Here is a 21,313-nt window from a genome sequence, read left to right as displayed (position 1 = left end):
GGAATGGCACAGGCCCGGTCGGGCTCGACGCAGTATTCATCGCCGCTGCCTGTTCGCGTCATTTTCCACCGTACGATGGAATCATATTCAGGCATGCGAAACAATTGGCGAAAAGAAACGTTTGTTTCCCGATGACGCCTCAGCCAGACAGCGTCATCTGTTCTTCATGCCTTGAAAAAGCGGTTCTCGGGCCTCGGTAATCCAAGATTCTCTCGCAGGGTGACGCCTTCATATTCACGTCGAAAGATGTCTCTTGCCTGCAGTTCGGGCACGACCTTGTCGACGAAATCGTCGAGTCCGCCCGGCAGATAGGGGAACATCACGTTGAAACCATCCGATCCGTCCTCCACGAGCCATTGCTCCATCTGGTCCGCAATCATCCTGGGCGTGCCGACCATTTCAAGCCCCGAATAACCGCCGACCCGCTGCGCAAGCTGGCGGATCGTGAGATTGTCGCGGCTGGCCCAGTCGATCACGCGCTCACGGGCACTTTTGCTTGCATTGGTTTCAGGTATCTCGGGCAACGGCCCGTCCGGATCGAAGCCTGAGACATCGTGACCAAGCATGATCGAGAGCGAGGCGATGCCGCTGTCGTAATGAACAAGGCTATCGAGGCGCGCCCGCTTTTCTAGTGCTTCGTCCAACGAGTCACCGACCACGACGAACGCCGCCGGTAAAATCTTGAGATGTTCGGGATTTCTCCCGAGTTTCGCCATCCGTCCTTTGATATCGGCGTAAAACCGCTGACCGTCTGCCAGCGTGGTCTGCGCGGTAAATACGGCTTCCGCCGTCTCGGCCGCGATCTGCCGCCCCGCTTCCGACGACCCCGCCTGCACGATGACCGGCCAGCCCTGCACGGGTCGCGCAATATTGAGCGGCCCACGCACCGACAGGTTCTCGCCCTTGTGGTTCAGCACATGCATCTTGGCGGGGTCGAAGAACATGCCGCTTTCGACGTCGCGAATGAAGGCGTCGTCAGCCCAGCTATCCCAGAGACCGGTCACGACATCGAAGAACTCCCGGCCCCGCCGATATCGCTCGCCGTGCTCCACATGTTCTTCCAGACCGAAGTTGAGCGCTGCGTCCGGGTTGGCCGTGGTGACCAGGTTCCAGCCAGCGCGCCCACCGCTCAAGTGGTCGAGCGAGGCAAAGCGGCGCGCGACGTGGTAAGGCTCGTCGAACGTGGTGGACGCTGTCGCGATCAGGCCGATGCGCTCGGTCACCGCCGCAAGCGCCGACAACAATGTCAGCGGCTCGAACGATGTGGCTGTGTGACTTCGCCTCAACGCCTGGCTAGACATGTTGAGCACGGCTAGGTGGTCTGCCATGAAGAAGGCGTCGAAACGACCACGCTCCAGCGTCTGCGCAAAACGCTTGAGATGTGCGAAATTGAAGTTGGCGTCCGGGAATGCACCGGGGTAGCGCCAGGCTCCAGTATGAATGGTGGCCGGGCGCATGAAAGCGCCCAGGCGCAAGCGACGTTGCGTGGTCATGGGATTTTCGTTCCAGCGTTGATAGGAGTGCCTCGACGGCCAAGGCAAACGCTGCGCTCGTGGCGTCATCGATAAAATACGTCGAATGGCAAAAGCGTGCACGAACGGCTATCAATCAAGGACGGCTTGGTGAGTCGTTCGTCCTTTTGAAGGCGCGTGGCATCGCCGATGCATGCGGCCGCGCGGGCGACGCCGCATGCCTGTGTCAGCCGGCCGGTTGCACGTCGAACTTGTCTACCCGATCCGTATAGAAAGCCAGATGGTCCTTGATCTGGGCGACCGCGGGATAGGTGTCTTCATAGGTCCATACCGCGTTCACGGAACGTTCGCCACCCAGCGGGATGCTGTAGTACGAGCAGTCCCCTTTGTACGGGCAATAGGTCGCGTGGTCGGTGCGCTGCAACAGCGACATGTCGACGTCCTTACGCGGAATGTACTGAACCGCCGGGTACGACGCTTCGCGCAACGTCAGTGCCTCGCGGGTATCTGCAACGACACGCCCGCCGATCGTGACGGTGATGCGCGCCGGGTTGGGCTCGATCGTGATGGGGTGATCGGGGCCGGGAATCCTGACTGTTTTGGTCTGCATGGCTTCGTGCTCCTTGAAGCAAGGGTGAACGGACTCAGCGAAGTGAGATAGTCGTTACCTGCGAATACTGCAGGGTATCGGAAAGCGCGGTTTCTTGCCGTGCACCCCGCGTGTGTGCGCGTCGGTACCACCGCCTTGGCAGATCGGCCGCCAGGACAGGATGCTTGCGTCAAGAAACAGATAAGCCGCAGCGGCGGGAACACGCGCGGAACAGTCAGCCAGCAGAAATGATGTTGAAAGAATTGTTTGACTTGCCGAGCGTCACGCCGCTTGCCGGGTCGAACCATGGCGAGCCGCATGAAAGCAATGCAGCACGGCCTATAAATAACCCTTGCCGTCTACATAGGCCTTGCGCCAGCGTGTAATCGTCACGCGCTCGAATAAACCGGCAAGCGCGAACGGGTCGTTCGCGATGAAACGTTCGACTTCCTCACGCGTCTCGAGGTCGACTACATACAAGCCGCCGCCCGCGTTACTGCCGTCGTCCTGGAGTTTCGCGCCGCACGCAAGCAACAGTGCCTTGTTCGCTTCGAGATAGGCCAGGTGCACGTCGCGCTCTTGAATGCGCACCGATGCGTGACCGGGCTTGTCCCACGTTTCGATAATGAACGCCATGACACTCCTTTTATCGAACTCGGTTCTAGTTCTGCGCGATAGCCGACGGATGCTGCGCAAGCGGCGTGACCTGGATCGCCATGTAAGGAAAGAGCGGCAGCGAGCTAAGCAACGTATGGAGCTCGTCGTTGGACCCGACGTCGAGGACGCTGTAGTTCGCGTACTGCCCAGCCACGCGCCACAAGTGACGCCACTTTCCTTCGTGCTGCAGTTTTTGCGAGAACGCTTTCTCGTCGGCCTTCAGGCTATCGATGAGCTCGGTGTCGGCATCGAGGGGAATCTGTACCACCATATGAACCAGGAACAACATGATCGGACCTCCGGAAGATGATTGAACCGCCTAGCCCCACGAAAGAATCGCGACGGTATAAACAATACCGATCCAGAACATCATGATGACGGTATAACCCATGATGTCCTTCAGCTTGAGCTTCGACAACGCGAGCGCCGGCAGGATCCAGAACGGCTGGATCAGGTCGTTCCAGGCGTTGCCGAGCATGACCGCAGTGGCCGTATGCCCCACGGACGCGCCAATCGCCTTCGCCGCCTCGATCATGAACGGCCCCTGGATGACCCAGTGACCGCCGCCTGAAGGTGCGAAGAAATTGGGTTCGTCAGTAAAAAGTGTGGGTGGATGGAGGCTCGGGAAGCTTGCCAAGTGCATGATAGAGCGCGATTTCTGTGGCTCGGAAGGTTCGGAAGCCGTACGCTTTTCTCATAGTGACTTTGGCCTTATTGTTCAGCCCCTCGATAACGCCGCTGGAGAACTGCTTTCTGGCACGGAAGTAGTTGAGGATCAGATCCCGGTGCGAGCGCACGGTCCGGGCAAACTTCTTCATCGGCTCGATGCGTGAGCGCATCACCTGCTTGCACCACTGGTCGAGGAACTTGCCCGCCCAGACAGGAGAGATGTAGTCCCAGAGTTGCTGGAATTCTTCTTTGAGCAGATAGGCACGTACGCTACGTAAGTTGTACTGGAGTAGGTCACGCAGGCGAACGCGTTGTTTGCCAGTAAGGTTCTCGCGTCGCGCAAGCAGGCACCAGCGGGATTTTTTGAGAACAGGCTCATAGCCATCACGCGACATGCGCCTGGCCTCATCGGCTCGCACCTCATCGATCGCTTTGTTCATCTTGGCAACGATGTGGAAACGGTCGAGGATATTCAGGGCGTTCGGGCAATGACGCGCTATCATTTCGAGATAGGGCTTCCACATGTCGGAACACACGAATTCGACCTTCTCGCACAGCGGCTTGCCGATCATCGCAAAGAACTTCGCGAAGCTCTCCTTAGTACGTTCCTGTCCGACCCAGAGCAGTCGCGTGCGGCCGGCCTCGATCTGGTAGACGAGCGTGAGGTACTGGTGCCCTCGGCCATACTGGATCTCGTCAACGCCGAAAGCGCGAATCGTCCCGAGCTCACGATGATTCAGCCCCCAGTCGACTACCCATTCCACGGCATTGAAGACCTTCTCCCAGCTGGTGCGGAAACTCAGCGCGGTTTCTTTCCACGACAGCTTACGAGCCCACTGGGCCAGAAAAAGCATGTATGCCTTGGTCAACGTATGCTTGCCGATAGCCCACGGTACCGTCTCAACCTTTACGCCACACCGACGGCAATCGACACGACGCATCGAATACAGCAGAATGACGGCAAAACCCCAGATTGGGATGAACTCGAAGCGACGTTCTCCGAGCGTATCGTAGCCGCTTGCGCGCTCGTTGCAGCACGAACAAACTGGTTTGGATCCCTTACGTGGGCGCACGTCAATCTCAATGGTCTGCGTCCTGTCGCACAGCCGCGCCCCTTCATAAACGAAACCGGGGAAATGATGACAGGAATTGAGCAAGCGGGTCAAAAGCATGGCTAGCAAGCGAAAAATCGTCGGTAATACCGCCATTGTCACACCCGAATCAAGCGCTCTTGAACGACTCGTTCCCGACCTGCAAAACTGGCCCAAGTCTTGGAGCTTTGAGCAACAGGACATTCCGTTCGGACAGGATCTCGTCAAGATATTCACACCGTATCTCCTGCATCTTCTGGACAGCGGTTACAGCCGAAAAACCCTGCACCAGCATCGGGACTTCATCTGGATGCTCGGTGGTCGTCTCGTTGAAGAGCGGCAGCTTTACCGCGAACTCAGGAGGCTGGACGCCCGCTCAATACTGTTACGGTATATCGACGAGCAAGACGGTGGCCCACTCCTGGATGACCGCTCTGAGCGCGAGCAAGGCCTCTTCGATGCCACCTGCCGAAAGCTATGTTGTTTCCTCAACGCCGCCTGAATCCATCGATTTCACCCACAGATTCCCCCGACGATCCAGAAATTGATGAAGAACGAGCTGATGAGGCCCCAGAACGGCAACGTATGCGGCGTCGCGATCTTGACGAAGAACTCCGAAAACGTGTTGACCAGTCCCGACGACGCCATGATCGCCATGATGCCCGCGTAAAACGGATATTGCAGGATGATGCCGCTGATCGTACGAATGCCTTCGTTGAGTTTCTCCACGTAACGGATCGGCGTGCCCAGCAAGATGATGCCGAGAAACAGGATGATGAAGTTGATCAGGTTCAGATCCATCGTGCCGCCGCCGTGGAAATACAGCACCACGTAGACCACGCCGATCAATCCAATCAAGCCGCTCAGCAAGCGGCTGTTGTTCAGGCGGCTGGCGAACGTGTGTTCGTCGCCGGCGTCGGCGGGAACAGCCGCTTGGGCTGCTCGCGTGCGCTCCTCAAGCGTGCGGTCAATCTCGGTCACAGGCTGGCCCGGCTTCGGATGCAGCCATGCATTGAGCAAGGGCAGCGTGATCAGCACGACCAAGCTGGTCACGAGCATGGTCGGAGAAAAGATGGTTTCCGAGAGCGGAATCACGCCCATCTGCGCTTCCATCGGGTGACCTTTGGTTGAGATGAGCACGGGAATGCTTGCCGATAATCCGAGACCGTAAAGCGTGAAACCGCTATAGGCCGACGCAATGATCAAAGGGTAATGCACGCCCTTCACACTGAGCGCCAGCTTGCGCGCGACAATGCCGCCGATCACCAGCCCGAAGCCCCAGTTGAGATAACTGCCGATGCCGCCCACCAGCGTGGCAACAATGATCGCCATACGCGGATCATGCACTCGCATCACGATGCGATCGAGGAATCGCTCAGTCAGCGGTGCGGTCGCGAGCACGTAACCCATCGCCAGGATCACGGCCATTTGCGTGGTGAACGCGAGCAACGTCCAGAAGCCCTTGCCCCAGCTTGTTGTCAGCGCCACGATGCCCTGACCCTGCACCAATACGGCAAGGATCATGGTGAGAAGGGTCAGCCCGATCGCAAATACAAACGGATCTGGCAAATACTTGCGCATCAGTTCAGTGAAGAATCCCGTTATTTTCTGCATTGCAATGTCTCTATCGTATTATTTAGTTAAGCGAAATTTTTAGTCACGTTCTCGCCGCAAAGAGGCCGGTAGCCCGGCTCTCAGGTATCGTTGCCTGAAGCCGCCAACCGCCGGTGGCGGGCCAGCGCCATCAATGCGCGGTCGCGCCATGCCACGCGTTCTTCCCATTGTTCAAGCGGCACCGCTGCGCGCCTTGCCGCAGCCACCTTCTCGACCAGCTCCGGTGTCCACGGATCGTGTTGGCCGCGTTCCGCGCCCATCCGTTCGTATGCTGGCCCCATCTTCTGCGCGTGCGAACTGATGCCGCCGCGCGTATTCAGGTCCACCGTTTCGAATGGTCCGATCACAGACCACCGCAAGCCGAGGCCGTCACGCATGACCGTGTCGATGTCCTCGACGGTCGCAACGCCGTCGCGCACGAGGCAATACGCTTCGCGCAGCACGGCGCCCTGCAGCCGGTTGAAGACGAACCCCTCGACTTCTTTCGATACCAGCACGGGTTGCAGGCCGGCATCGCGGAAAAGCTGCAGCGTGCGTGTCGTGACGTCAGGCGCGGTAAAAGGCGCGGGCACAATCTCGATCACGGGAATCAAGTAGGGTGGATTGCCCGGATGCGCAATCAGGCAACGATGCCTGCCGGCCAAGTCATCAACAAAGGTGGATGCCGTTAACGCCGATGAAGCGCTGGCGAAGATCGCCTTCGCGGGCGCGGCAGCATCGAGTTGCGCAAACAGCGCACGCTTGATGTCCACCCGCTCGGGTGCGCACTCCTGCACGAAATCCGCGTCGGCAACCGCTATTTCTATGGACGCTGCCATCTGGACCCGCGCCGCCACCGTGTCAGCGGCCTCGTCGAGCAATCCAAAACGCGCTAGTTCATTCAGGCGCTGCCCGATCTCTCCCGGTGCAGCATCGCGGCGCGACACCTCTGGATCGAACAGGCGAACGGGCCATCCCGCGCGCGCAAACACCACGGCGAACGCAACGCCAATGCTCCCCGCCCCCACGATCGCCACACGCCGGATATCAGCCGTGCTCATCTCAGACTCCCGCCACGCCGACCGTCATTCCGCCACATACATAGAGCACCTGGCCGGTGACAAAACCGCTGCGGGCATCGAGGAAATAGGACACGGCATGCGCGATATCTTCCGGCGTGCCCACGCGTTTCACCGGCACGCTTTCCACAATCGCCCGCGTACGGGGACTGTCCGGCGGGTTCGCGCGATCGAAGAGCTCAGTGCGGATCGGGCCAGGGCCAATCGCGTTCGCCGTGATGCCATGACGGCCGAGTTCGAGGGCCCATACGCGTGTCATGCCGATCAACGCGGCCTTGGTCGCCGAGTATGCAGTGCGTAGTTCCTTGCCCAGCGCCGCGCGCGAAGACATGTTCACGATACGGCCAAAACCCGCGGCCTGCATGCCCGGCAGCAGCGCCTGCATGCACTGCATGGCGCAACGCACGTTCAGGGACCACGCGAGCTCGAGTTCTTCGAGACTTTGCTCACCTGCGCCGGCCGGTACCACCACGCCGACATTGTTGACCAACCGCGTGATCGGGCCTCCCGCGAGCGCCTGATCGAGTGCCTTCGCGGTTGCTTCGGTATCCGAAAGATCAGCGATAAACCCGCTGCCCACCCGGTCAATCACAACGGCTTCGAAGCCGTCTGCTTCACAGCGTTCGGCGCAGGCCGCACCGATTCCGGCCGCGCCGCCGGTAATCAAAACTCGTTCTCGTGTCATATCGTGTGCTTTATGAAATCAGACGGTTGCGATCGGCGTCACGGGCGAACCCATTGCGCCCGGCAGACGCAGCGGCGGCGCCGTGAGCATGAAGTGTGAACGAGCGTTGGCACGCAACCATGCCGCCAGATCGCGCAAATACCAGAGCTCGCCGAGCGGTAAGCCGAGCTTGAACAAACAATGATGATGCAGCGGCATCAGCGGATAGTGACCTTCCGCCGGACGCGCCGGATAACGTTCGACCGCATAGTTATCCGCCACCAGCGCGGCAATGCCCGAATCGGTCAGCCACTGCAACAGCCGCTGGTCGCGGCCGTCGAGTGCGCAGCACTGACTGTTGAGCACGGCTTCATCGGGATGACGGTTCATTTCCAGAACCAGTTCAGCGAACCCGGTGCGCAGCAGCAGCATATCGCCGCGATCGATCTGTACCTTGTCTGCGTCAATGGCGAACATCAGGTCGTCGTAACCCACGGTACGATGCTCGCGCCCGTAATGCGCCACCAGATCGACAAGAACGCCGCGTCCCTGCATGCCCTTCACCGCGAGATTTTCAATACCGAGCGCTTCTGCGTGGCTATGTTCGTTGCCACAGACGTGCGGCGCAAACGCGTCGTCGCGACGGTATTCCATTGGCCCGACTATGTCCGTGTTCGCCTTGTAGCCGTTGTAGTAGACGCTTTCCGCCACGCCGTCGCCGTCGGCGTCGAAGAGCGCGCCCACATGCGCAAGCGAGTCCCATTGGGTGGAATATTGCAGGCTCATCAGGACTTGATCGTCGCTGACCACGTCGGTCGCCTGCTCCTCCAGGCGCGCGAACGGAAAGTTCACATAGGACAGGCCATCCTTGGTCGTGGGCCGCAAAACCGGAGGATGGCGACGCACATTCAGCTTGCTGTCGCCCGGATAATCGAGCGGCAGCGACAGGCAGAAACTCAGGCCCGCACGAATCTCGCGCGCACCTTTCAGCACTTGTTCCGTGGTGATCAGGTTCGGTCGTCCGAGTTGATCGTCGGGGCCGAAATCGCCCCAGTTTGAACCGTCAGGCCGGTTCTTCCAGCGCCTCTGATCCTGCATGTTCTTCTCCTTGCACGACGTCTTGAGCCGTCGGCGCGACCAACATCATCACAGCCGCTAGCCGATCAACGTCTGCGGTATCCGGTCGAAAATATCGAGGAGCGCCGTGACCGCGTGCTCCTGGTTCTTCAGCAAGCGCGCCTTCGGGCCGCCGATAACAAGCGCGAACGCTTCGCCGTGGATCGAGAATCCCTTCGCCAGGCCTGCAACGTCCTCGACGTTCTCCCCGGTCGAACGATGCCAGCCAAGCGTCACGCCCTGTTCCACTTCAACCTCCAGCGCCGCGCGATCGATCACCGAACCGTCCGTCGATGCGCTCAGCGGCTCGCAATTGTCAAGCAGGCGCCGGCGTGCATCCACCGGCAACGCGCCGAGCAGCGCCTTGCCTGCCGCGCTGGCGTGGACGTACATGAAGCCGCCAGGTTCGTCGCTGTAGCGAATCTTCTGGCGTGATTCCATGACGTCGAGATAGACAACCCGAGTGCCCGCGAGCGTCGCGAGCGCAGCTGTTTCGCCCGTCGCGTCACGCAATGCTGTCAGCAACGGCTGGAACAGCAGCGTCAGCGGGTCCTCGCTGCAAATGTCGCGGGCGACATGCAACAAGCGCTGCGTCGGGTAATAACCTGCTTTTACGCCCGGCGCGTAGAGATAACCCTTCGCCACCATCGTCTGCAAAAGCGCATGACAACTCGACAAAGGGATTTCGGTTCGACGCGCAATCTCGCTGTAGATCATCGGCTGCCGGACTTCGGCAAACAGGTTGATCACGTCAAAGACGCGCACTGCAGTTTTCACATCCATGACAACATTATCGGTATATCGATAACTTGAATGCAATAGATTTGGGGTATACACCTAGAAATCTGCTCCCACTCACGCCTTCTGGTCTGAACAATTCCGGACGAAGCCTGAAGAAATCAGCCGCCGGCTGTCACGAGAAACAGATTGCCTCTTTCATTGTGCGGGCGATTGTTAAATAGATAGCTATCCTTATAAATATCCTCGTTCTGGATTTGATCATCGACTCCCCGGGCATTCGTTTTCTTTCCAGGATCGAAATACGACGACCGGTGAGAACCTGCAGGATGCGAGCGGTGAGCCTATCCGGGAGCAATAAAAAGCGGCGAAGCCTTCATACAAGGCTTCGCCGCTTTCGAACCGTCCGAACTGACCGCGTCAATCAGCGTGGTTTGGACATCGTCACACTGAATCTCCGTGCACTCTAAAGCTGCCGCGCGATCACCATGCGCTGCACTTCGCTCGTGCCTTCGTAGATCTGCGTGATGCGAGCATCGCGATAATGACGCTCGACTGGATAGTCTTCCAGATACCCATAACCGCCGTGAATCTGGATAGCCTGCGAGCAAACCCGCTCCGCCATCTCCGATGCAAACAGCTTCGCCTGCGACGCTTCGCTCAGGCACGGCAAACCTTCGGTGCGCATGCGCGCGGCGTGCAACACAAGCAGACGCGCCGCGTTCAGGCTGGTCTGCATATCGGCGAGAAGGTTGGCTACCGACTGATGCTCCTTGATCGGCTTGCCGAACTGCACGCGCTCATGCGAATAAGCGCGCGCCGCGTCGAAGGCCGCGCGCGCAATGCCCACCGCCTGCGCTGCGATACCAATTCGCCCACCCTCGAGATTAGCCAACGCGATCTTCAACCCTTCGCCGCGCGCGCCCAGCAGGTTGGCCGCAGGAATCGTACAGTCCTCGAGTGAAATCGGGCAGGTGTCCGAGGCGCGGATGCCCATCTTGTGCTCGGGTCGCCCGACGTTAAAGCCCGGTGTATTCGTCGGTACGATGAATGCCGACAAACCCTTTTTCCCAAGCTCCGGATCGGTAACGGCGAACACGATCGCCATGCCCGCGCGCGCGCCGTTCGTCGTGAACTGCTTCGCGCCGGAAAGCACCCACTGGCCGTCGCGTTCGATAGCGCGCGTCTTCAAATTATTAGCCTCCGATCCGGCTTGCGGCTCGGTCAGGCAAAACGCGCCGATCATCTCGCCGGTTGCCAGTTTCGGCAGATATTCAGCTTTTTGCGCTTCAGTGCCGAACGCGAGAATCGGTCCGCAGCCGACAGAATTGTGCACGGCCATCAGCGTGGAACACGAGGCACAACCCGCCGCGATTTCTTCGATAGCCAACGCATAGGCCACGTAATCAGTGAACGTACCGCCCCACTCCGCGGGCACGATCATGCCAAGCAAGCCGAGCTCGCCGAGTTGCCGCACCACTTCGTCCGGCAAAGCGGCATCGCGGTCCCACTGGCCCGCGTGCGGCGCCAGCACTTCGGTGGCGAAGTCGCGTGCGGCGTCACGGATCATGCGTTGGTCATCGGTCAGGAAGCTGTCGATCATGATGGTCTGGCTCGTGTGAAATACAGGGAAACGCACTGGGCTTACACTGCTGCGCTTAAGCGTGAAGCGATGGCAAATAGCCTCACGCCAGATTCTAGGCGCGACGCGCCCGTCTGCCGATGCCTGAAACGATCAAGCTTCCTGAGCGAATGCGCCACCTAGTGACTACCCCAACGACTACCCCAACACAGAAAAGCCCGCATGTTCAACGGCCCCGGCCGGCCGTGACCGCGGCTCCGCCCGCTCCCAGGACGCCACGCGGCCAAGGCAACGAACGCGGAACCATAGCGGGAGATTTCGTCGAAGAAGCGCTGCGGTGCGCCGAGCGCCGTGGCGTGGCACGCGTCGCGTTACTGGAGCGAGCGGGCATCAACCCCGCCACGCTCGCGGCACCGCTCGCCCGCGTATCGGCGGCGCAATACGGCCGCTTGTGGAGCGCCGTCGCAGACGTGCTCGACGATGAATTCTTCGGCCAGGACAGCCATCCGATGCGCCGTGGCAGCTTCGCGCTGCTTTGTCATGCGGCGCTGGGTTCGCGCGACGCTGGGCAGGCGCTGACCCGCATCGCGGGTTTCCTGCGGCTCGTGCTGGACGACCTGCGATGCGAAATCGACACCGGCCCCACGCGCGTAAGAATTCGCCTCGTCGACACCGGCATTGAAACCCGCTCACCGCGCCCGATGTTCGCTTACGCAACCGCGTTCATCATGATCTATGGTTTGTTGTGCTGGCTGGCCGGCCGTCGCATCCCGGTGCTGGCCGCGCATCTGCGCTGCCCGGAACCGGCGGCAGCCGCCGAATACCGGCTGATGTTCTGCGATGCAATGTTCTTCGACCAACCCGCGTCGTATGTCGATCTCGCGCCGGACTGCGTCATGTTGCCAGTCGTTCAGACGGCCGCCACGCTGAAGGTTTTCCTGCGCGAGGCGCCGGCCAATTTCATCGTGAAATATCGCAATCCCGATTCGCTCGCCGCGCGGATTCGCCGCAAATTGCGGTCGGCGCCGCCCATCGACTGGCCGGATAGCGAAGGCATTGCGGCGGCGCTGAACATGGCCGAAGCCACGTTGAGACGCCGCCTGAAACAAGAGGGCGAGACCTATCAGTCGATCCGCGATGCGTTGCGGCGCGATCTCGCCATCGCGCGGCTTGCCGACACGACGCAGACTATCGGGGAGATCGCGCATGCGCTCGGGTTCGCAGAACCCAGCGCATTTCATCGCGCATTCAGGAAGTGGACGGGGGTGCGGCCGGCGGCATATCGCGGCATGCGTACCGGCGTCGACGCCAGTGCATGACAACGCACACACCGTCGCGCTGCTATAGTGAAATTTGCCGGTCCATTGAAGGAGTGTTGCCATGCCGCAAGCGAAAACACCACCGCACAGCAAGCCGGAAGCGCCGGTAGACGCAAATCATCGCGAGGCCGCCCTGGACGAAGCGCTGGACGAGAGTTTTCCCGCAAGTGATCCGGTCGCGATCTCGGTCGACCATGAACCTGCGCCCGAGCCGAAGCCTCGCAACGATCACGACAGCCACGGCAAGCGGACGCGTTAGCCGCTCTAGTCGTCCAGACCGGTCAGTAGCAGGGCCAGCTTCTCCACATGCTGCATCAGCATTGCCCGGTGTTTGTCGATCTGCTCGATCCGTCCGGCAAGATCGGCCTTCACCGGGTCGTCCAGTTTTCCCGACACGCGCAAATCCTCCGCCTTCGCATTGATGCCATCGAGCTGGACCATCGAAAGCTGTCGCTCCACGCGCCGCAGGTCGGCCAATAACAGGTCGCGGTTGCGCCGGAACATCTGGTCCCGCCGATGCGTCTCCACTTGCTGGAGCGCCTGGTCGGCGATGCGCCGGGTCGCCTCCATCTGAGAGAGGAGCGGCTCCGGCCCACGCAGGACGGGCCGCTTGGGCGCCGGGTGCGCATTGCCGCGAAAAACGGCAGCGGGCGTTTCCTCATCCATTGCGCGCTGGGTCTCGGGCGGAATGTCGCGCCGGTCGCGGCGCTCGTCCAGCCAGCGCGGCGGCAAGCCGGTGACGGTTTCCACCCCGCGCACGAACTCCTCACTGAAATCACGCCTTCCGGCCAGGATCAGTTTCATGTACGACGGGGAAAAACTCATCATGCGGGCAATCCTCGCGCCGCCAGCCGGCGAGCCTGCAAGCACATTCAGGTTGGCTTGCCACACGAGGTACAGCGTTTCATCGAAATCTTCCATGGGCTAGTCTCCAAGCAGACGGACTCGCAAACGCCGCGCAGCGGGTCACATGCGCTTGACGCTTAGGTCCTGGCGAGCCCGTCATCACGGCGACGAGCCGGATCGTGATCAGGGGCGTCGCCTAGGTGGGCATCTGACCGCAATCTTACCGTTATCTCAATAATGCGCGTTTTGTCTATGCAGGCGGTAAAAACCCGCAGAATCGACACAAAACGCGTGGTTTAAGGGCAACCCCGCGTGAAAAGAAGTGCGCGGAATTGAGGACTCAGGAAGCGGAAGCTAGATCCACTCAGTCTGCTCAACACTCGGCATCGTGCGATGTCGGAGCGGCTTGTGAAAAATATCTCTCACACGAATAAATGACAATTATGCGTGTGACAGATAATTGCCGAATATCTTCCACACGAATAATTGACAAATATCTGCCAAACGAATAAATTGCGTTTATTCGTGTGAGAGATAATTGTCATGCAACAGACCATCGCAACGCCTTATCAGATGGGTCAGATTCTCGCGGCTGGCCGCCGGCGCGCGGGCCTCACCCAAGCCGAAGCGGCCGCGAGGCTTGGCATCAGCCAAAGTCGCATATCAACGCTCGAGACCGATTCCGGCGCGCTGACACTCAATCAGTTGCTGACGCTTTTTGGTGCATACGAGCTGCAACTCCTCGTTCTGGACAAGGATTCCTCCGCTCCACCCTCCCCCGCGCCTGCGCTGGAGTGGTAATGGCAGGACGCAAGCCACATTCCCGAGCACTCTCGGTATGGGTCAACGGCGTACGGATGGGCATCTGGCGCATCCCCACTCGCGGCCCGATGGAACTCGCCTATAACCCCGCGTGGGCCGCCTCCGACATTGGCCGCCCCCTTTCGCTGTCGCTCCCCATCCCGCTCGATAACGCCCCGCTCAAAGGCGAGCGCGTACTTAACTACTTCGACAACCTGCTGCCGGACAGCGAAGCCATTCGAAAGCGAATCGGCCAGCGATTCCGGACGGATACGCTGGATGCATTTGATCTGTTGCAGGCCATTGGCCGGGACTGCGTCGGCGCGGTCCAGCTTTTGGGCATCGACGAGCAGCCCACCGGTGTCGAACAGATCGATGGCACCCCGCTCAGTGAAGGGGAAATCGAGACACTCCTGAACCAGACTGCGGGCAGCGGCACCTTTGGCCCCCAGGACGACGAAGACGACTTCCGGATTTCCCTCGCCGGCGCGCAGGAAAAGACGGCGCTTCTCTGGCACGAGGGCCAGTGGATGAAACCCCACGGCGCCACGCCTACCACGCATATCCTGAAGCTTCCACTCGGCCTGGTGGGCAACCGGCGCGCGGACCTCACCACATCGGTGGAAAACGAATGGCTGTGCATGCATCTCCTGCAGGCCTACGGCGTACCGGTCGCTGAAACGGAGATCAAGACCTTCGGCAAGCAACGCGTGCTGTGCGTAAAACGCTTCGACCGCCAGATGCACTCAAGCGGCAAGTGGATCTTGAGGTTGCCGCAAGAGGACTTTTGCCAGGTGATGGGGCTGCCCTCGCACAAGAAGTATGAGAACGAAGGCGGCCCGGGCGTGATCGATCTGGCGCAAGTGCTCCAGCAGTCCGAGACGGCTAGGAAGGACGTTGAAACGCTGCTGACCACGCAGATCCTCTTCTGGCTGCTGGCGGCCCCGGACGGGCACGCGAAGAACTTCAGCATCCGGCTTCTCGCGGGCGGACGGTATCGACTGACTCCGCTTTATGACGTCATGTCCATCTGGCCGGTCGAGGGGAAGGGAGCGAACCAGTGGTCGTGGTTCAGGGCCCGGCTTGCCATGGCTGTGTCGGGCAAGAACCGCCACTACGCTTTTCGCGATATCCAGCGCCGCCACTTCAACGCAATGGCGCCGCGATGCTCGTATGGACAGGATGCGGAGCCGATCATCGAGCGGCTGATTGCACAGACGCCCGGTGTTATCGAGCGTGTGTCGGCTGAGCTGCCGCAGGGTTTTCCGGCCAAGGTCGCGGACCGTATCTTCGAGGGACTGCGCAGGACCGTGGCCGCACTCGACGCGATGCCAGCCAGGTTAGTTGCCTGAGCGTTCCAACGAAGCCCACCGCACATCGGTGAACAAGTTTTTGTCAGAAAACGAATTGAGCGAAATTTCGCAAAACCTTTTTCAGCTTTGAATTCCCATTGGATCAACGGTTTGCAGCCAATGGGAAGCATGAAACGTTCAGAACGAACCTTACAATTTTCAAAATTGAAAGAATTTATTCATTACCCTAAGTAACCGAAAACAGTGCCCTGGCACCGTGTGGCGGCTCTCCATTCATGCGGCCCCTGAGCCGAAGTCTTTGCCATAATTGCGGACGCCTGGTTTTTCTGGAGAACCGCATGAACCCGCAGTCCCATCAAACGCAGCACACGCTCGATGCCGCCCTGGCATCGAAATTCGCCCGGCTCGCACTGGGCCACCTCACCCGCGAATACCCGAACAAGCTCGACCACGTGATGGGCAGCGCCGCCGATGCACAAGGCCCGCGCGCCCTCCATCCGATCTTCTACGGCAGCTTCGACTGGCACTCGTGCGTGCACGGATACTGGTTGATCGCGCGGCTCGTCGACCGCTTCCCCGCGTTACCGGAAGCACCGGAAATTCGCGCGTTGATCGACTCGCATTTCACCGCTACCAACGTCGCCGCCGAAGTCGCGTACTTGCAGCGTCCGGAGGCACGTGGTTTCGAGCGTCCGTACGGCTGGGCGTGGCTGCTCTCGCTTGCTGGCCAGCTTCACTCGATGCAGTCAGCAGAAGGCCAACGCTGGTCCGTGGCATTGGCGCCGCTTGCGCACGCGTTTGTCGAACGTTTCACGGAGTACCTGCCGAAATTGACGTATCCGCTGCGGGTGGGCACGCATTTCAATACGGCGTTCGCGCTGACGCTGGCTATCGGTTACGCACGTCAGGTGGGTGACACGGCGTTCGAAACGCTGATCGCCGATACCGCGCGCCGCTGGTATCTGAACGATGCGGGTTGTCAGGCGTGGGAACCGGGCGGCGATGAGTTTTTATCGTCGTCGCTGATGGAGGCTGAATTGATGCACCGAGTGTTGCCCGCAGCCGAATTCGCCGGCTGGTTCGACCGCTTCCTGCCCCGGTTGGATGCGAGCGAACCCGCGACGTTGTTCGTGCCGGCCACCGTGACCGATCGCAGCGACGGCAAGCTCGCCCACCTCGACGGCCTGAATCTCAGCCGCGCGTGGTGCCAGCGTTCACTCGCACGTGGGCTGCCGGCGGGCGACGTGCGTATCGGCTTGCTTGACGCCACAGCGAACGCTCACCTTGCAGAAGGCCTGGCGCATGTGGCGGGTGACTACATGGGCGAGCACTGGCTCGCGACGTTTGCGTTGCTGGCGCTGGAGGCCTGACCGGTTCGACGCCTAGCGTCGCTCCGGCCCCCGACCTCACCCGCGCGGCTGAAACGCGATCACGCTCATGCCGGCCAGCGCGATCGCGACGCCGGCAAGATCCCAGCTTGTCGGGCGAATCCGTTCGACGATCCATAGCCACATGATCGCCACGGCGATATACACGCCGCCGTACGCGGCATACACGCGGCCGGCGGCGCTCGCATGCAGGGTAAGCAACCATGCGAAGAGTGCGAGCGCCAGCGCACCGGGGACAAGAAGCCAGGGCGAACCGCCCTCCTTCAACCATCGGTAAGGGAAATAGCAGCCCACTATCTCGGCGATGGCGGTCACGACATACAGCAGGAACGTCTTCATGGTTTCGTGTGCATGAGGGATTGACAGAGGGTTTCTATCAGCACCCGCTCAATTGCCATTCTCACCAAGCGCAGCCAGCCCGGCGAGCAACGCCTGATGAAACGCGCGCGGGTCCTGCATCTGTGGCGCATGCCCCAACTCCGCAAACTCGACCAGCTTCGCACCGGGAATCGCCTCCACCGCGCGTTTAGCCAGCTCCGGATAACGCCCGAGCGTCGGCCGGATCTCCGGCGGCGCGAGATCCTTGCCAATCGCGGTTGTGTCCTTATCGCCGATCAGCAATAACGTCGGCGTCCTGATCTGCCCGAATTCATACACGACCGGCTGCGTATAAATCATGTCGTAGAGCAAGGCCGAATTCCAGGCGACCACGTCCTTGCCCGGCCCGCGATACATTCCCGCCAGCATCTGCACCCACGGCTCGTAACGTGCGTCCCAGTGACCTGCGTAATACGTGGCTTGCTCGTATTTGCGAATGCTGTCTGCGCTGGTCTTCAACTCGCGTGCGTACCAGTCATCAATCGAAATGGACGGCACGCCCTTCGCCTTCCAGTCCTCCAGCCCGATCGGATTCACCAGCACAAGCTGCTCGGTCTCTTGCGGATACATCAGCGCATATCGCACCGCAATCATGCCGCCCGTGGAATGCGCGACGAGCGTCGCTTTCTTCACGCCAAGCGCCGCAAGCAACGCGTGCGTATTGCGCGCCAGTTGCTGGAACGTGTACTGATACCGCACCGGCTTGGTCGACTTGCAAAAGCCGATCTGGTCCGGCGCAATCACGCGATACCCCGCTTCGGTGAGCACATCGATGCTCTCCTTCCACGTCGCCGCGCAAAAGTTCTTGCCGTGCAGGAGGACGACGGTCCGTCCGTTAGGACGCTTGGACGCGACGTCCATATACGCCATGCGTACGATTTGCCGCTGCGATGAAATCGCGAACCGGCCGACCGGATACGGATAGTCGAAGCCCTGGAGTTCGGGGCCGTACGCAGGCCCGTCGTTGTCGGACGGTGCCGGAGATGAAGCGACCGATGGCGAGGACGCGGGGTCATCGGCGAAAGCGGGCGATGCAATCGATACGGCTAAAGCTAAAACAGCACAAAGCATGCGGCTAATCGAAGTCATGGGCGCGGAAGCTCGCAAATGGAAAACAAGGGAAAAACCAGCAAAGTCGGATGGGACCGTCGCGGCCCCACGATGCACGCATGCGCGCGGCGACGGCGGGGGAATTTTATCGCGTGCGCGTTTTGCGTGTCTTGGCCGCCGACAGCATGGATACCGTCGATACCACCCATCTCATCGTCGCGTGATGGTCCCCAGCGCCTTATACTCCCGCCTCGACGAAACCCAACCCCCGCACGCCGCATGAAAATCCGCTTCACGCTTTTTGCACCGTATGTTGCACCATTACTGGCCGCGCTCGGCGCTACCTTGTCCCTCAACGCCTTCGCGGCCAACGACTGTTCCCAGTTCAGCCCCGGTGGCCGCGCGCCCATTGTCGCCAATGCGAAGATGCGCGTCTCGACGCAGCAACTCTGTTATTCCGACTTCGCTGTCCTGCATTCCGGCGTGACACACGGGCCGTTGTGGTCGGCGGAACACTTGACGGCGGAGCACATGGACGATGCCCGTGACAACACCCGGACCAACCGTTTTTTCGTCGATAAAAAACTGCCGCCCGGCAACAGCGCCACGCTCTCGGACTACAAGAAGAGCGGCTACGATCGCGGCCACATGAGCCCGGCCGGTGATCGCTGGAATAAGCAAAGCATGGCGGAATCGTTTTCGCTCGCGAACGTCGTCCCGCAAAATCCGTCGAACAACCGGCGCATCTGGTCGCGCATAGAACAGTCCGTGCGGCGCCTGGTAGAGCAATCCGGCGATGCCTACGTGGTCACAGGGCCCCTGTTTTCCGGACGGCAGTTGCAGACTATTGGTGAGTCGCACGTGCTCGTGCCCACGCAGTTGTATAAGGTAGTGTATCTACCGGGCCGCGACCTGGCGTTCGCCGTGGTGGTCGACAACACGCCGACGAACGAATACACGGTCAAGACGGTCCATGAACTTGAAGCCATGAGCGGGCTGCAATTTCCAGGCATTCCGGACACGCTGAAAGACCAACGCATTGGAGGACTGAAAGGTGTTTAAGCCATTTGCCAACGATACCGATACGCTCAACATCAACGGCGACGCGCTCGTGATAGCCAACGACACCGCGCGCCTCTCCATTTCCGGCGACCTGGAAATCGCACGCGACAAGACCGGCTTGAGTACCGCGCTTGCGCTGCAAAAGGCGGTGAACGCTATCGTCGATGCCTTGCAGAATGACGCAGGCTTACCCGTGAAACTCGCCGATGAACCGCCAAAGCCAGCGGGCAAGACGGATAATCCGTTCATCTGAGTGTTAAGAAAATTGGCCGGAGACGTATCTTGATCGAATGCCACATTGCACCGAGTCCGCTGGGCCACCTCGCGTATCGCGCGGAGGACGACTGCCTGACGGGATTGTTCTTCGTCGGCCAGAAGCACTTCCCCGCCGGTCTCATCGATACGGGAACGCCGAAGTCACGCGCGATCATGGCGGCGAAGGAACAGGTCGCCGAGTACTTCGCCGGTGAGCGCACGGTGTTTTCCGTACCGTTGCGGCTCAATGGCACCGAGTTCCAGCAGCGTGTATGGGCGGCATTGCAAGAGATCCCGTTCGGCACCTCCTGGACCTATGGAGATCTTGCGCGCCGGATGGGCGTGGCCGCGGGGGCGTCGCGAGCCGTGGGCGGAGCGAACGGGCGCAATCCCGTGGGGATCATCGTGCCGTGTCATCGCGTGATAGGCGCCGATGGAGAGCTGACCGGCTACGCGGGCGGCGTCGAGCGCAAGCAACATCTGCTGACCCTTGAAGGCGGCCCGGGACGCGCGCAACTCACCCTGTTCTGAAACGCAACCGATAGATCGAATATGGGCATCAAAAAAACCCCCGCAGGCGCAACGCGCCTGCGGGGGTTTTACGCTTCTGGACGCCTGGAAACAGCGTCCGGGGCGTTGAAACAGCTACACGATTATTGCTGCGTGCTGACGCGAATTTCGACGCGGCGATTCTTTGCACGGCCAGCGACGGTCGAGTTCGATGCGACCGGATTCGCCGCGCCAAACCCTTGCGCCGTGTAGTTTTGCGAACGCAGGCCATGGCTCTTCAAATACTGCATCACCGATTCCGCACGGCGTTGCGACAACTGACGGTTATGCGTTGCCGAACCCGTCGAATCCGTGTAGCCCGCCACTGCGACCTGGCGCAACGTCACGCCCTGGGCAGCAGACACGAACTCGTCGAGCGTGTTGCTCGCCTTTTCCGTCAGCGTGGCGCTGTCGGTAGCGAAATTCGCGTCGCCGCTCAAATCGATCTGGCGGGGCATTTCCGGCGCGGCCTGCGGCACCGGAGCCGGTGCGGGCGCCGGTGCGACTTCCGGCTGCGCGGGCGCGCCACACTGGAACGTCAGGATACGCGGATCGGCCGCGTCTTCAGACGGGGCGGCACGCAGGCGTTCCATGGTTTCGAGCTTGTACGCGGGCTTGTCGCCGCAAATTTTCTGCGCCTGCTTCACGCATGCTGCCACGCCTTCGAACAAACCATGACATTCAACGCGATAAACCTGCGCGCCATTGGCCGTCTGGATCTCGTTGGCGTTGAAAGTCGGGCCCGAAGCAGTAGAGCAGCCAGCGAGCGCGCCGATTGACAACAGACCTGCAGCGATTAGTTTATTGGACATCTTGTTTACCATTCTTAAATTGACGTGTGACTGAAATATCGAGACAAATGCGTACTGGATGGGCCATCAGACAGTTACCCGATTTTCACAGCCACCTTATTCGCCTCAAGCCTTCGACCTGGATCTTGAAAATGATCTGGAATCCGAAATCGCGCGGCATGTTAGCACGCAGAAACTAGCATTCCTAACTGGATAATTCCTAATTAATGAAACACTTTCGAGCGATTTCGGAAACAACCCATAAACGTGAACAATCAGAAAACTTTTGACGCATCATTACTGCGCGGGGA

At 60.2% G+C, this 21,313-nt stretch carries 24 protein-coding genes and 2 pseudogenes; 10 read left to right on the top strand and 16 right to left on the bottom strand.

The window, feature by feature from the left end:
- Positions 1–164: 164 nt before the first annotated feature.
- The 6 genes and pseudogenes from ACSQ36_RS20850 to ACSQ36_RS20825 all read right to left on the bottom strand — a co-directional run bounded on the left by ACSQ36_RS20850 (position 165) and on the right by ACSQ36_RS20825 (position 4,559).
- Positions 165–1,493 carry an LLM class flavin-dependent oxidoreductase gene (locus tag ACSQ36_RS20850; RefSeq protein ID WP_436183412.1) on the bottom strand — a complete coding sequence of 443 codons (1,329 nt, stop codon included), beginning with the start codon at positions 1,491–1,493 and terminating at the stop codon, positions 165–167.
- A 205-nt stretch (positions 1,494–1,698) separates the two neighbouring features.
- Positions 1,699–2,082 (bottom strand): DUF427 domain-containing protein, encoded by a 384-nt coding sequence (locus tag ACSQ36_RS20845; RefSeq protein WP_436183411.1) that lies wholly within the window; start codon positions 2,080–2,082, stop codon positions 1,699–1,701.
- A 318-nt stretch (positions 2,083–2,400) separates the two neighbouring features.
- Positions 2,401–2,697, bottom strand: a complete 297-nt coding sequence (locus tag ACSQ36_RS20840; RefSeq protein ID WP_213767983.1) for a YciI family protein — start codon at positions 2,695–2,697, stop codon at positions 2,401–2,403.
- A gap of 25 nt (positions 2,698–2,722) precedes the next feature.
- Positions 2,723–3,007, bottom strand: coding sequence for a muconolactone Delta-isomerase (catC, locus tag ACSQ36_RS20835; protein WP_213767982.1), 285 nt, complete (start codon positions 3,005–3,007; stop codon positions 2,723–2,725).
- 30 nt (positions 3,008–3,037) lie between these two features.
- A pseudogene (locus ACSQ36_RS20830) lies at positions 3,038–3,304 on the bottom strand (TIGR00366 family protein); the annotation flags it as partial.
- Positions 3,305–3,311: 7 nt separating this feature from the next.
- Positions 3,312–4,559: an ISL3 family transposase gene (locus ACSQ36_RS20825; RefSeq protein ID WP_436181453.1), complete on the bottom strand. Its 1,248-nt coding sequence runs from the start codon at positions 4,557–4,559 to the stop codon at positions 3,312–3,314.
- Here ACSQ36_RS20825 and ACSQ36_RS20820 point away from each other — a divergent pair.
- Positions 4,558–4,980: a hypothetical protein gene (locus tag ACSQ36_RS20820; protein WP_436181452.1), complete on the top strand. Its 423-nt coding sequence runs from the start codon at positions 4,558–4,560 to the stop codon at positions 4,978–4,980. The genes ACSQ36_RS20825 and ACSQ36_RS20820 overlap by 2 nt on opposite strands.
- A gap of 23 nt (positions 4,981–5,003) precedes the next feature.
- Here ACSQ36_RS20820 and ACSQ36_RS20815 read toward each other — a convergent pair.
- From ACSQ36_RS20815 to ACSQ36_RS20790, 6 genes and pseudogenes are all read right to left on the bottom strand, one after another.
- Positions 5,004–6,092, bottom strand: a pseudogene (locus ACSQ36_RS20815) (TIGR00366 family protein); the annotation flags it as partial.
- 80 nt (positions 6,093–6,172) lie between these two features.
- On the bottom strand, positions 6,173–7,132 hold the full coding sequence (locus ACSQ36_RS20810; protein WP_436183410.1) for a 3-hydroxyacyl-CoA dehydrogenase: 960 nt from the start codon (positions 7,130–7,132) through the stop codon (positions 6,173–6,175).
- 1 nt (position 7,133) lies between these two features.
- A complete protein-coding gene (locus ACSQ36_RS20805) occupies positions 7,134–7,835 on the bottom strand; it encodes an SDR family oxidoreductase (protein WP_213767979.1) in 702 nt (233 codons plus the stop codon).
- A gap of 18 nt (positions 7,836–7,853) precedes the next feature.
- Positions 7,854–8,912, bottom strand: coding sequence for a cyclase family protein (locus ACSQ36_RS20800; protein ID WP_213767978.1), 1,059 nt, complete (start codon positions 8,910–8,912; stop codon positions 7,854–7,856).
- A 57-nt stretch (positions 8,913–8,969) separates the two neighbouring features.
- Positions 8,970–9,713, bottom strand: a complete 744-nt coding sequence (locus ACSQ36_RS20795) for an IclR family transcriptional regulator (protein WP_213767977.1) — start codon at positions 9,711–9,713, stop codon at positions 8,970–8,972.
- 421 nt (positions 9,714–10,134) lie between these two features.
- Positions 10,135–11,268, bottom strand: coding sequence for an acyl-CoA dehydrogenase family protein (locus ACSQ36_RS20790; RefSeq protein WP_436184903.1), 1,134 nt, complete (start codon positions 11,266–11,268; stop codon positions 10,135–10,137).
- Positions 11,269–11,495: 227 nt separating this feature from the next.
- On the opposite strand from ACSQ36_RS20790, the gene ACSQ36_RS20785 reads away from it, so the two are divergent.
- Both ACSQ36_RS20785 and ACSQ36_RS20780 read left to right on the top strand, forming a co-directional pair.
- The gene (locus ACSQ36_RS20785) at positions 11,496–12,569 is read left to right on the top strand and encodes an AraC family transcriptional regulator (RefSeq protein WP_346730631.1); all 1,074 of its coding nucleotides are present in this window, start codon (positions 11,496–11,498) and stop codon (positions 12,567–12,569) included.
- A gap of 61 nt (positions 12,570–12,630) precedes the next feature.
- The gene (locus tag ACSQ36_RS20780) at positions 12,631–12,828 is read left to right on the top strand and encodes a hypothetical protein (protein WP_213767975.1); all 198 of its coding nucleotides are present in this window, start codon (positions 12,631–12,633) and stop codon (positions 12,826–12,828) included.
- Positions 12,829–12,833: 5 nt separating this feature from the next.
- Here the strand turns inward: ACSQ36_RS20780 and ACSQ36_RS20775 are convergent, their stop codons facing one another.
- Positions 12,834–13,490, bottom strand: a complete 657-nt coding sequence (locus ACSQ36_RS20775) for a hypothetical protein (protein WP_213767974.1) — start codon at positions 13,488–13,490, stop codon at positions 12,834–12,836.
- 468 nt (positions 13,491–13,958) lie between these two features.
- Between ACSQ36_RS20775 and ACSQ36_RS20770 the strand changes: the two genes are divergently transcribed.
- From ACSQ36_RS20770 to ACSQ36_RS20760, 3 genes are all read left to right on the top strand, one after another.
- On the top strand, positions 13,959–14,216 hold the full coding sequence (locus ACSQ36_RS20770) for a helix-turn-helix domain-containing protein (RefSeq protein ID WP_213767973.1): 258 nt from the start codon (positions 13,959–13,961) through the stop codon (positions 14,214–14,216).
- Positions 14,216–15,568, top strand: coding sequence for a type II toxin-antitoxin system HipA family toxin (locus tag ACSQ36_RS20765; RefSeq protein WP_436183409.1), 1,353 nt, complete (start codon positions 14,216–14,218; stop codon positions 15,566–15,568). The genes ACSQ36_RS20770 and ACSQ36_RS20765 overlap by 1 nt, the downstream gene beginning before the upstream one ends.
- A gap of 299 nt (positions 15,569–15,867) precedes the next feature.
- Positions 15,868–16,899 carry a DUF2891 domain-containing protein gene (locus ACSQ36_RS20760; protein ID WP_213767971.1) on the top strand — a complete coding sequence of 344 codons (1,032 nt, stop codon included), beginning with the start codon at positions 15,868–15,870 and terminating at the stop codon, positions 16,897–16,899.
- 36 nt (positions 16,900–16,935) lie between these two features.
- Here the strand turns inward: ACSQ36_RS20760 and ACSQ36_RS20755 are convergent, their stop codons facing one another.
- A complete protein-coding gene (locus ACSQ36_RS20755) occupies positions 16,936–17,256 on the bottom strand; it encodes a YnfA family protein (RefSeq protein ID WP_436183408.1) in 321 nt (106 codons plus the stop codon).
- Between the two features lie 48 nt (positions 17,257–17,304).
- Entirely contained in the window at positions 17,305–18,384 is a 1,080-nt protein-coding gene (locus ACSQ36_RS20750; protein WP_436183407.1) for an alpha/beta fold hydrolase, read from the bottom strand.
- A gap of 50 nt (positions 18,385–18,434) precedes the next feature.
- Between ACSQ36_RS20750 and ACSQ36_RS20745 the strand changes: the two genes are divergently transcribed.
- The 4 genes from ACSQ36_RS20745 to ACSQ36_RS20730 are packed head-to-tail and all read left to right on the top strand — an operon-like array spanning position 18,435 to position 20,193.
- Positions 18,435–18,569 (top strand): hypothetical protein, encoded by a 135-nt coding sequence (locus ACSQ36_RS20745; RefSeq protein ID WP_436183406.1) that lies wholly within the window; start codon positions 18,435–18,437, stop codon positions 18,567–18,569.
- Positions 18,570–18,624: 55 nt separating this feature from the next.
- A complete protein-coding gene (locus ACSQ36_RS20740; protein WP_213767969.1) occupies positions 18,625–19,407 on the top strand; it encodes a DNA/RNA non-specific endonuclease in 783 nt (260 codons plus the stop codon).
- Complete coding sequence (locus ACSQ36_RS20735) at positions 19,400–19,660, top strand: hypothetical protein (protein ID WP_213767968.1); 261 nt, start codon at positions 19,400–19,402, stop codon at positions 19,658–19,660. The genes ACSQ36_RS20740 and ACSQ36_RS20735 overlap by 8 nt, the downstream gene beginning before the upstream one ends.
- Positions 19,661–19,689: 29 nt before the next feature.
- Positions 19,690–20,193, top strand: a complete 504-nt coding sequence (locus ACSQ36_RS20730) for a methylated-DNA--[protein]-cysteine S-methyltransferase (RefSeq protein ID WP_436183405.1) — start codon at positions 19,690–19,692, stop codon at positions 20,191–20,193.
- A gap of 122 nt (positions 20,194–20,315) precedes the next feature.
- Here ACSQ36_RS20730 and ACSQ36_RS20725 read toward each other — a convergent pair whose 3' ends face one another.
- A complete protein-coding gene (locus ACSQ36_RS20725) occupies positions 20,316–21,023 on the bottom strand; it encodes an OmpA family protein (RefSeq protein WP_436183404.1) in 708 nt (235 codons plus the stop codon).
- Between the last annotated feature and the right edge of the window lie 290 nt (positions 21,024–21,313).

The organism is Caballeronia sp. LjRoot34 (assembly GCF_964253815.1).
Classification (GTDB): Bacteria; Pseudomonadota; Gammaproteobacteria; order Burkholderiales; family Burkholderiaceae; genus Caballeronia.
The sequence above is the reverse complement of the archived record's forward strand: the minus strand, read 5'-3'. Positions and strand labels throughout refer to the sequence as shown.

What these genes read in the sequence shown, in the direction of transcription:
- ACSQ36_RS20850 (WP_436183412.1), bottom strand. Translation starts at nt 1,493, where the DNA reads ATGACCACGCAACGTCGCTTGCGCCTGGGCGCTTTCATGCGCCCGGCC.
- ACSQ36_RS20845 (WP_436183411.1), bottom strand. Translation starts at nt 2,082, where the DNA reads ATGCAGACCAAAACAGTCAGGATTCCCGGCCCCGATCACCCCATCACG.
- ACSQ36_RS20840 (WP_213767983.1), bottom strand. Translation starts at nt 2,697, where the DNA reads ATGGCGTTCATTATCGAAACGTGGGACAAGCCCGGTCACGCATCGGTG.
- catC (WP_213767982.1), bottom strand. Translation starts at nt 3,007, where the DNA reads ATGTTGTTCCTGGTTCATATGGTGGTACAGATTCCCCTCGATGCCGAC.
- ACSQ36_RS20820 (WP_436181452.1), top strand. Translation starts at nt 4,558, where the DNA reads ATGGCTAGCAAGCGAAAAATCGTCGGTAATACCGCCATTGTCACACCC.
- ACSQ36_RS20825 (WP_436181453.1), bottom strand. Translation starts at nt 4,559, where the DNA reads ATGCTTTTGACCCGCTTGCTCAATTCCTGTCATCATTTCCCCGGTTTC.
- ACSQ36_RS20810 (WP_436183410.1), bottom strand. Translation starts at nt 7,132, where the DNA reads ATGAGCACGGCTGATATCCGGCGTGTGGCGATCGTGGGGGCGGGGAGC.
- ACSQ36_RS20805 (WP_213767979.1), bottom strand. Translation starts at nt 7,835, where the DNA reads ATGACACGAGAACGAGTTTTGATTACCGGCGGCGCGGCCGGAATCGGT.
- ACSQ36_RS20800 (WP_213767978.1), bottom strand. Translation starts at nt 8,912, where the DNA reads ATGCAGGATCAGAGGCGCTGGAAGAACCGGCCTGACGGTTCAAACTGG.
- ACSQ36_RS20795 (WP_213767977.1), bottom strand. Translation starts at nt 9,713, where the DNA reads ATGGATGTGAAAACTGCAGTGCGCGTCTTTGACGTGATCAACCTGTTT.
- ACSQ36_RS20780 (WP_213767975.1), top strand. Translation starts at nt 12,631, where the DNA reads ATGCCGCAAGCGAAAACACCACCGCACAGCAAGCCGGAAGCGCCGGTA.
- ACSQ36_RS20775 (WP_213767974.1), bottom strand. Translation starts at nt 13,490, where the DNA reads ATGGAAGATTTCGATGAAACGCTGTACCTCGTGTGGCAAGCCAACCTG.
- ACSQ36_RS20770 (WP_213767973.1), top strand. Translation starts at nt 13,959, where the DNA reads ATGCAACAGACCATCGCAACGCCTTATCAGATGGGTCAGATTCTCGCG.
- ACSQ36_RS20765 (WP_436183409.1), top strand. Translation starts at nt 14,216, where the DNA reads ATGGCAGGACGCAAGCCACATTCCCGAGCACTCTCGGTATGGGTCAAC.
- ACSQ36_RS20760 (WP_213767971.1), top strand. Translation starts at nt 15,868, where the DNA reads ATGAACCCGCAGTCCCATCAAACGCAGCACACGCTCGATGCCGCCCTG.
- ACSQ36_RS20755 (WP_436183408.1), bottom strand. Translation starts at nt 17,256, where the DNA reads ATGAAGACGTTCCTGCTGTATGTCGTGACCGCCATCGCCGAGATAGTG.
- ACSQ36_RS20750 (WP_436183407.1), bottom strand. Translation starts at nt 18,384, where the DNA reads ATGACTTCGATTAGCCGCATGCTTTGTGCTGTTTTAGCTTTAGCCGTA.
- ACSQ36_RS20745 (WP_436183406.1), top strand. Translation starts at nt 18,435, where the DNA reads ATGGGACCGTCGCGGCCCCACGATGCACGCATGCGCGCGGCGACGGCG.
- ACSQ36_RS20740 (WP_213767969.1), top strand. Translation starts at nt 18,625, where the DNA reads ATGAAAATCCGCTTCACGCTTTTTGCACCGTATGTTGCACCATTACTG.
- ACSQ36_RS20725 (WP_436183404.1), bottom strand. Translation starts at nt 21,023, where the DNA reads ATGTCCAATAAACTAATCGCTGCAGGTCTGTTGTCAATCGGCGCGCTC.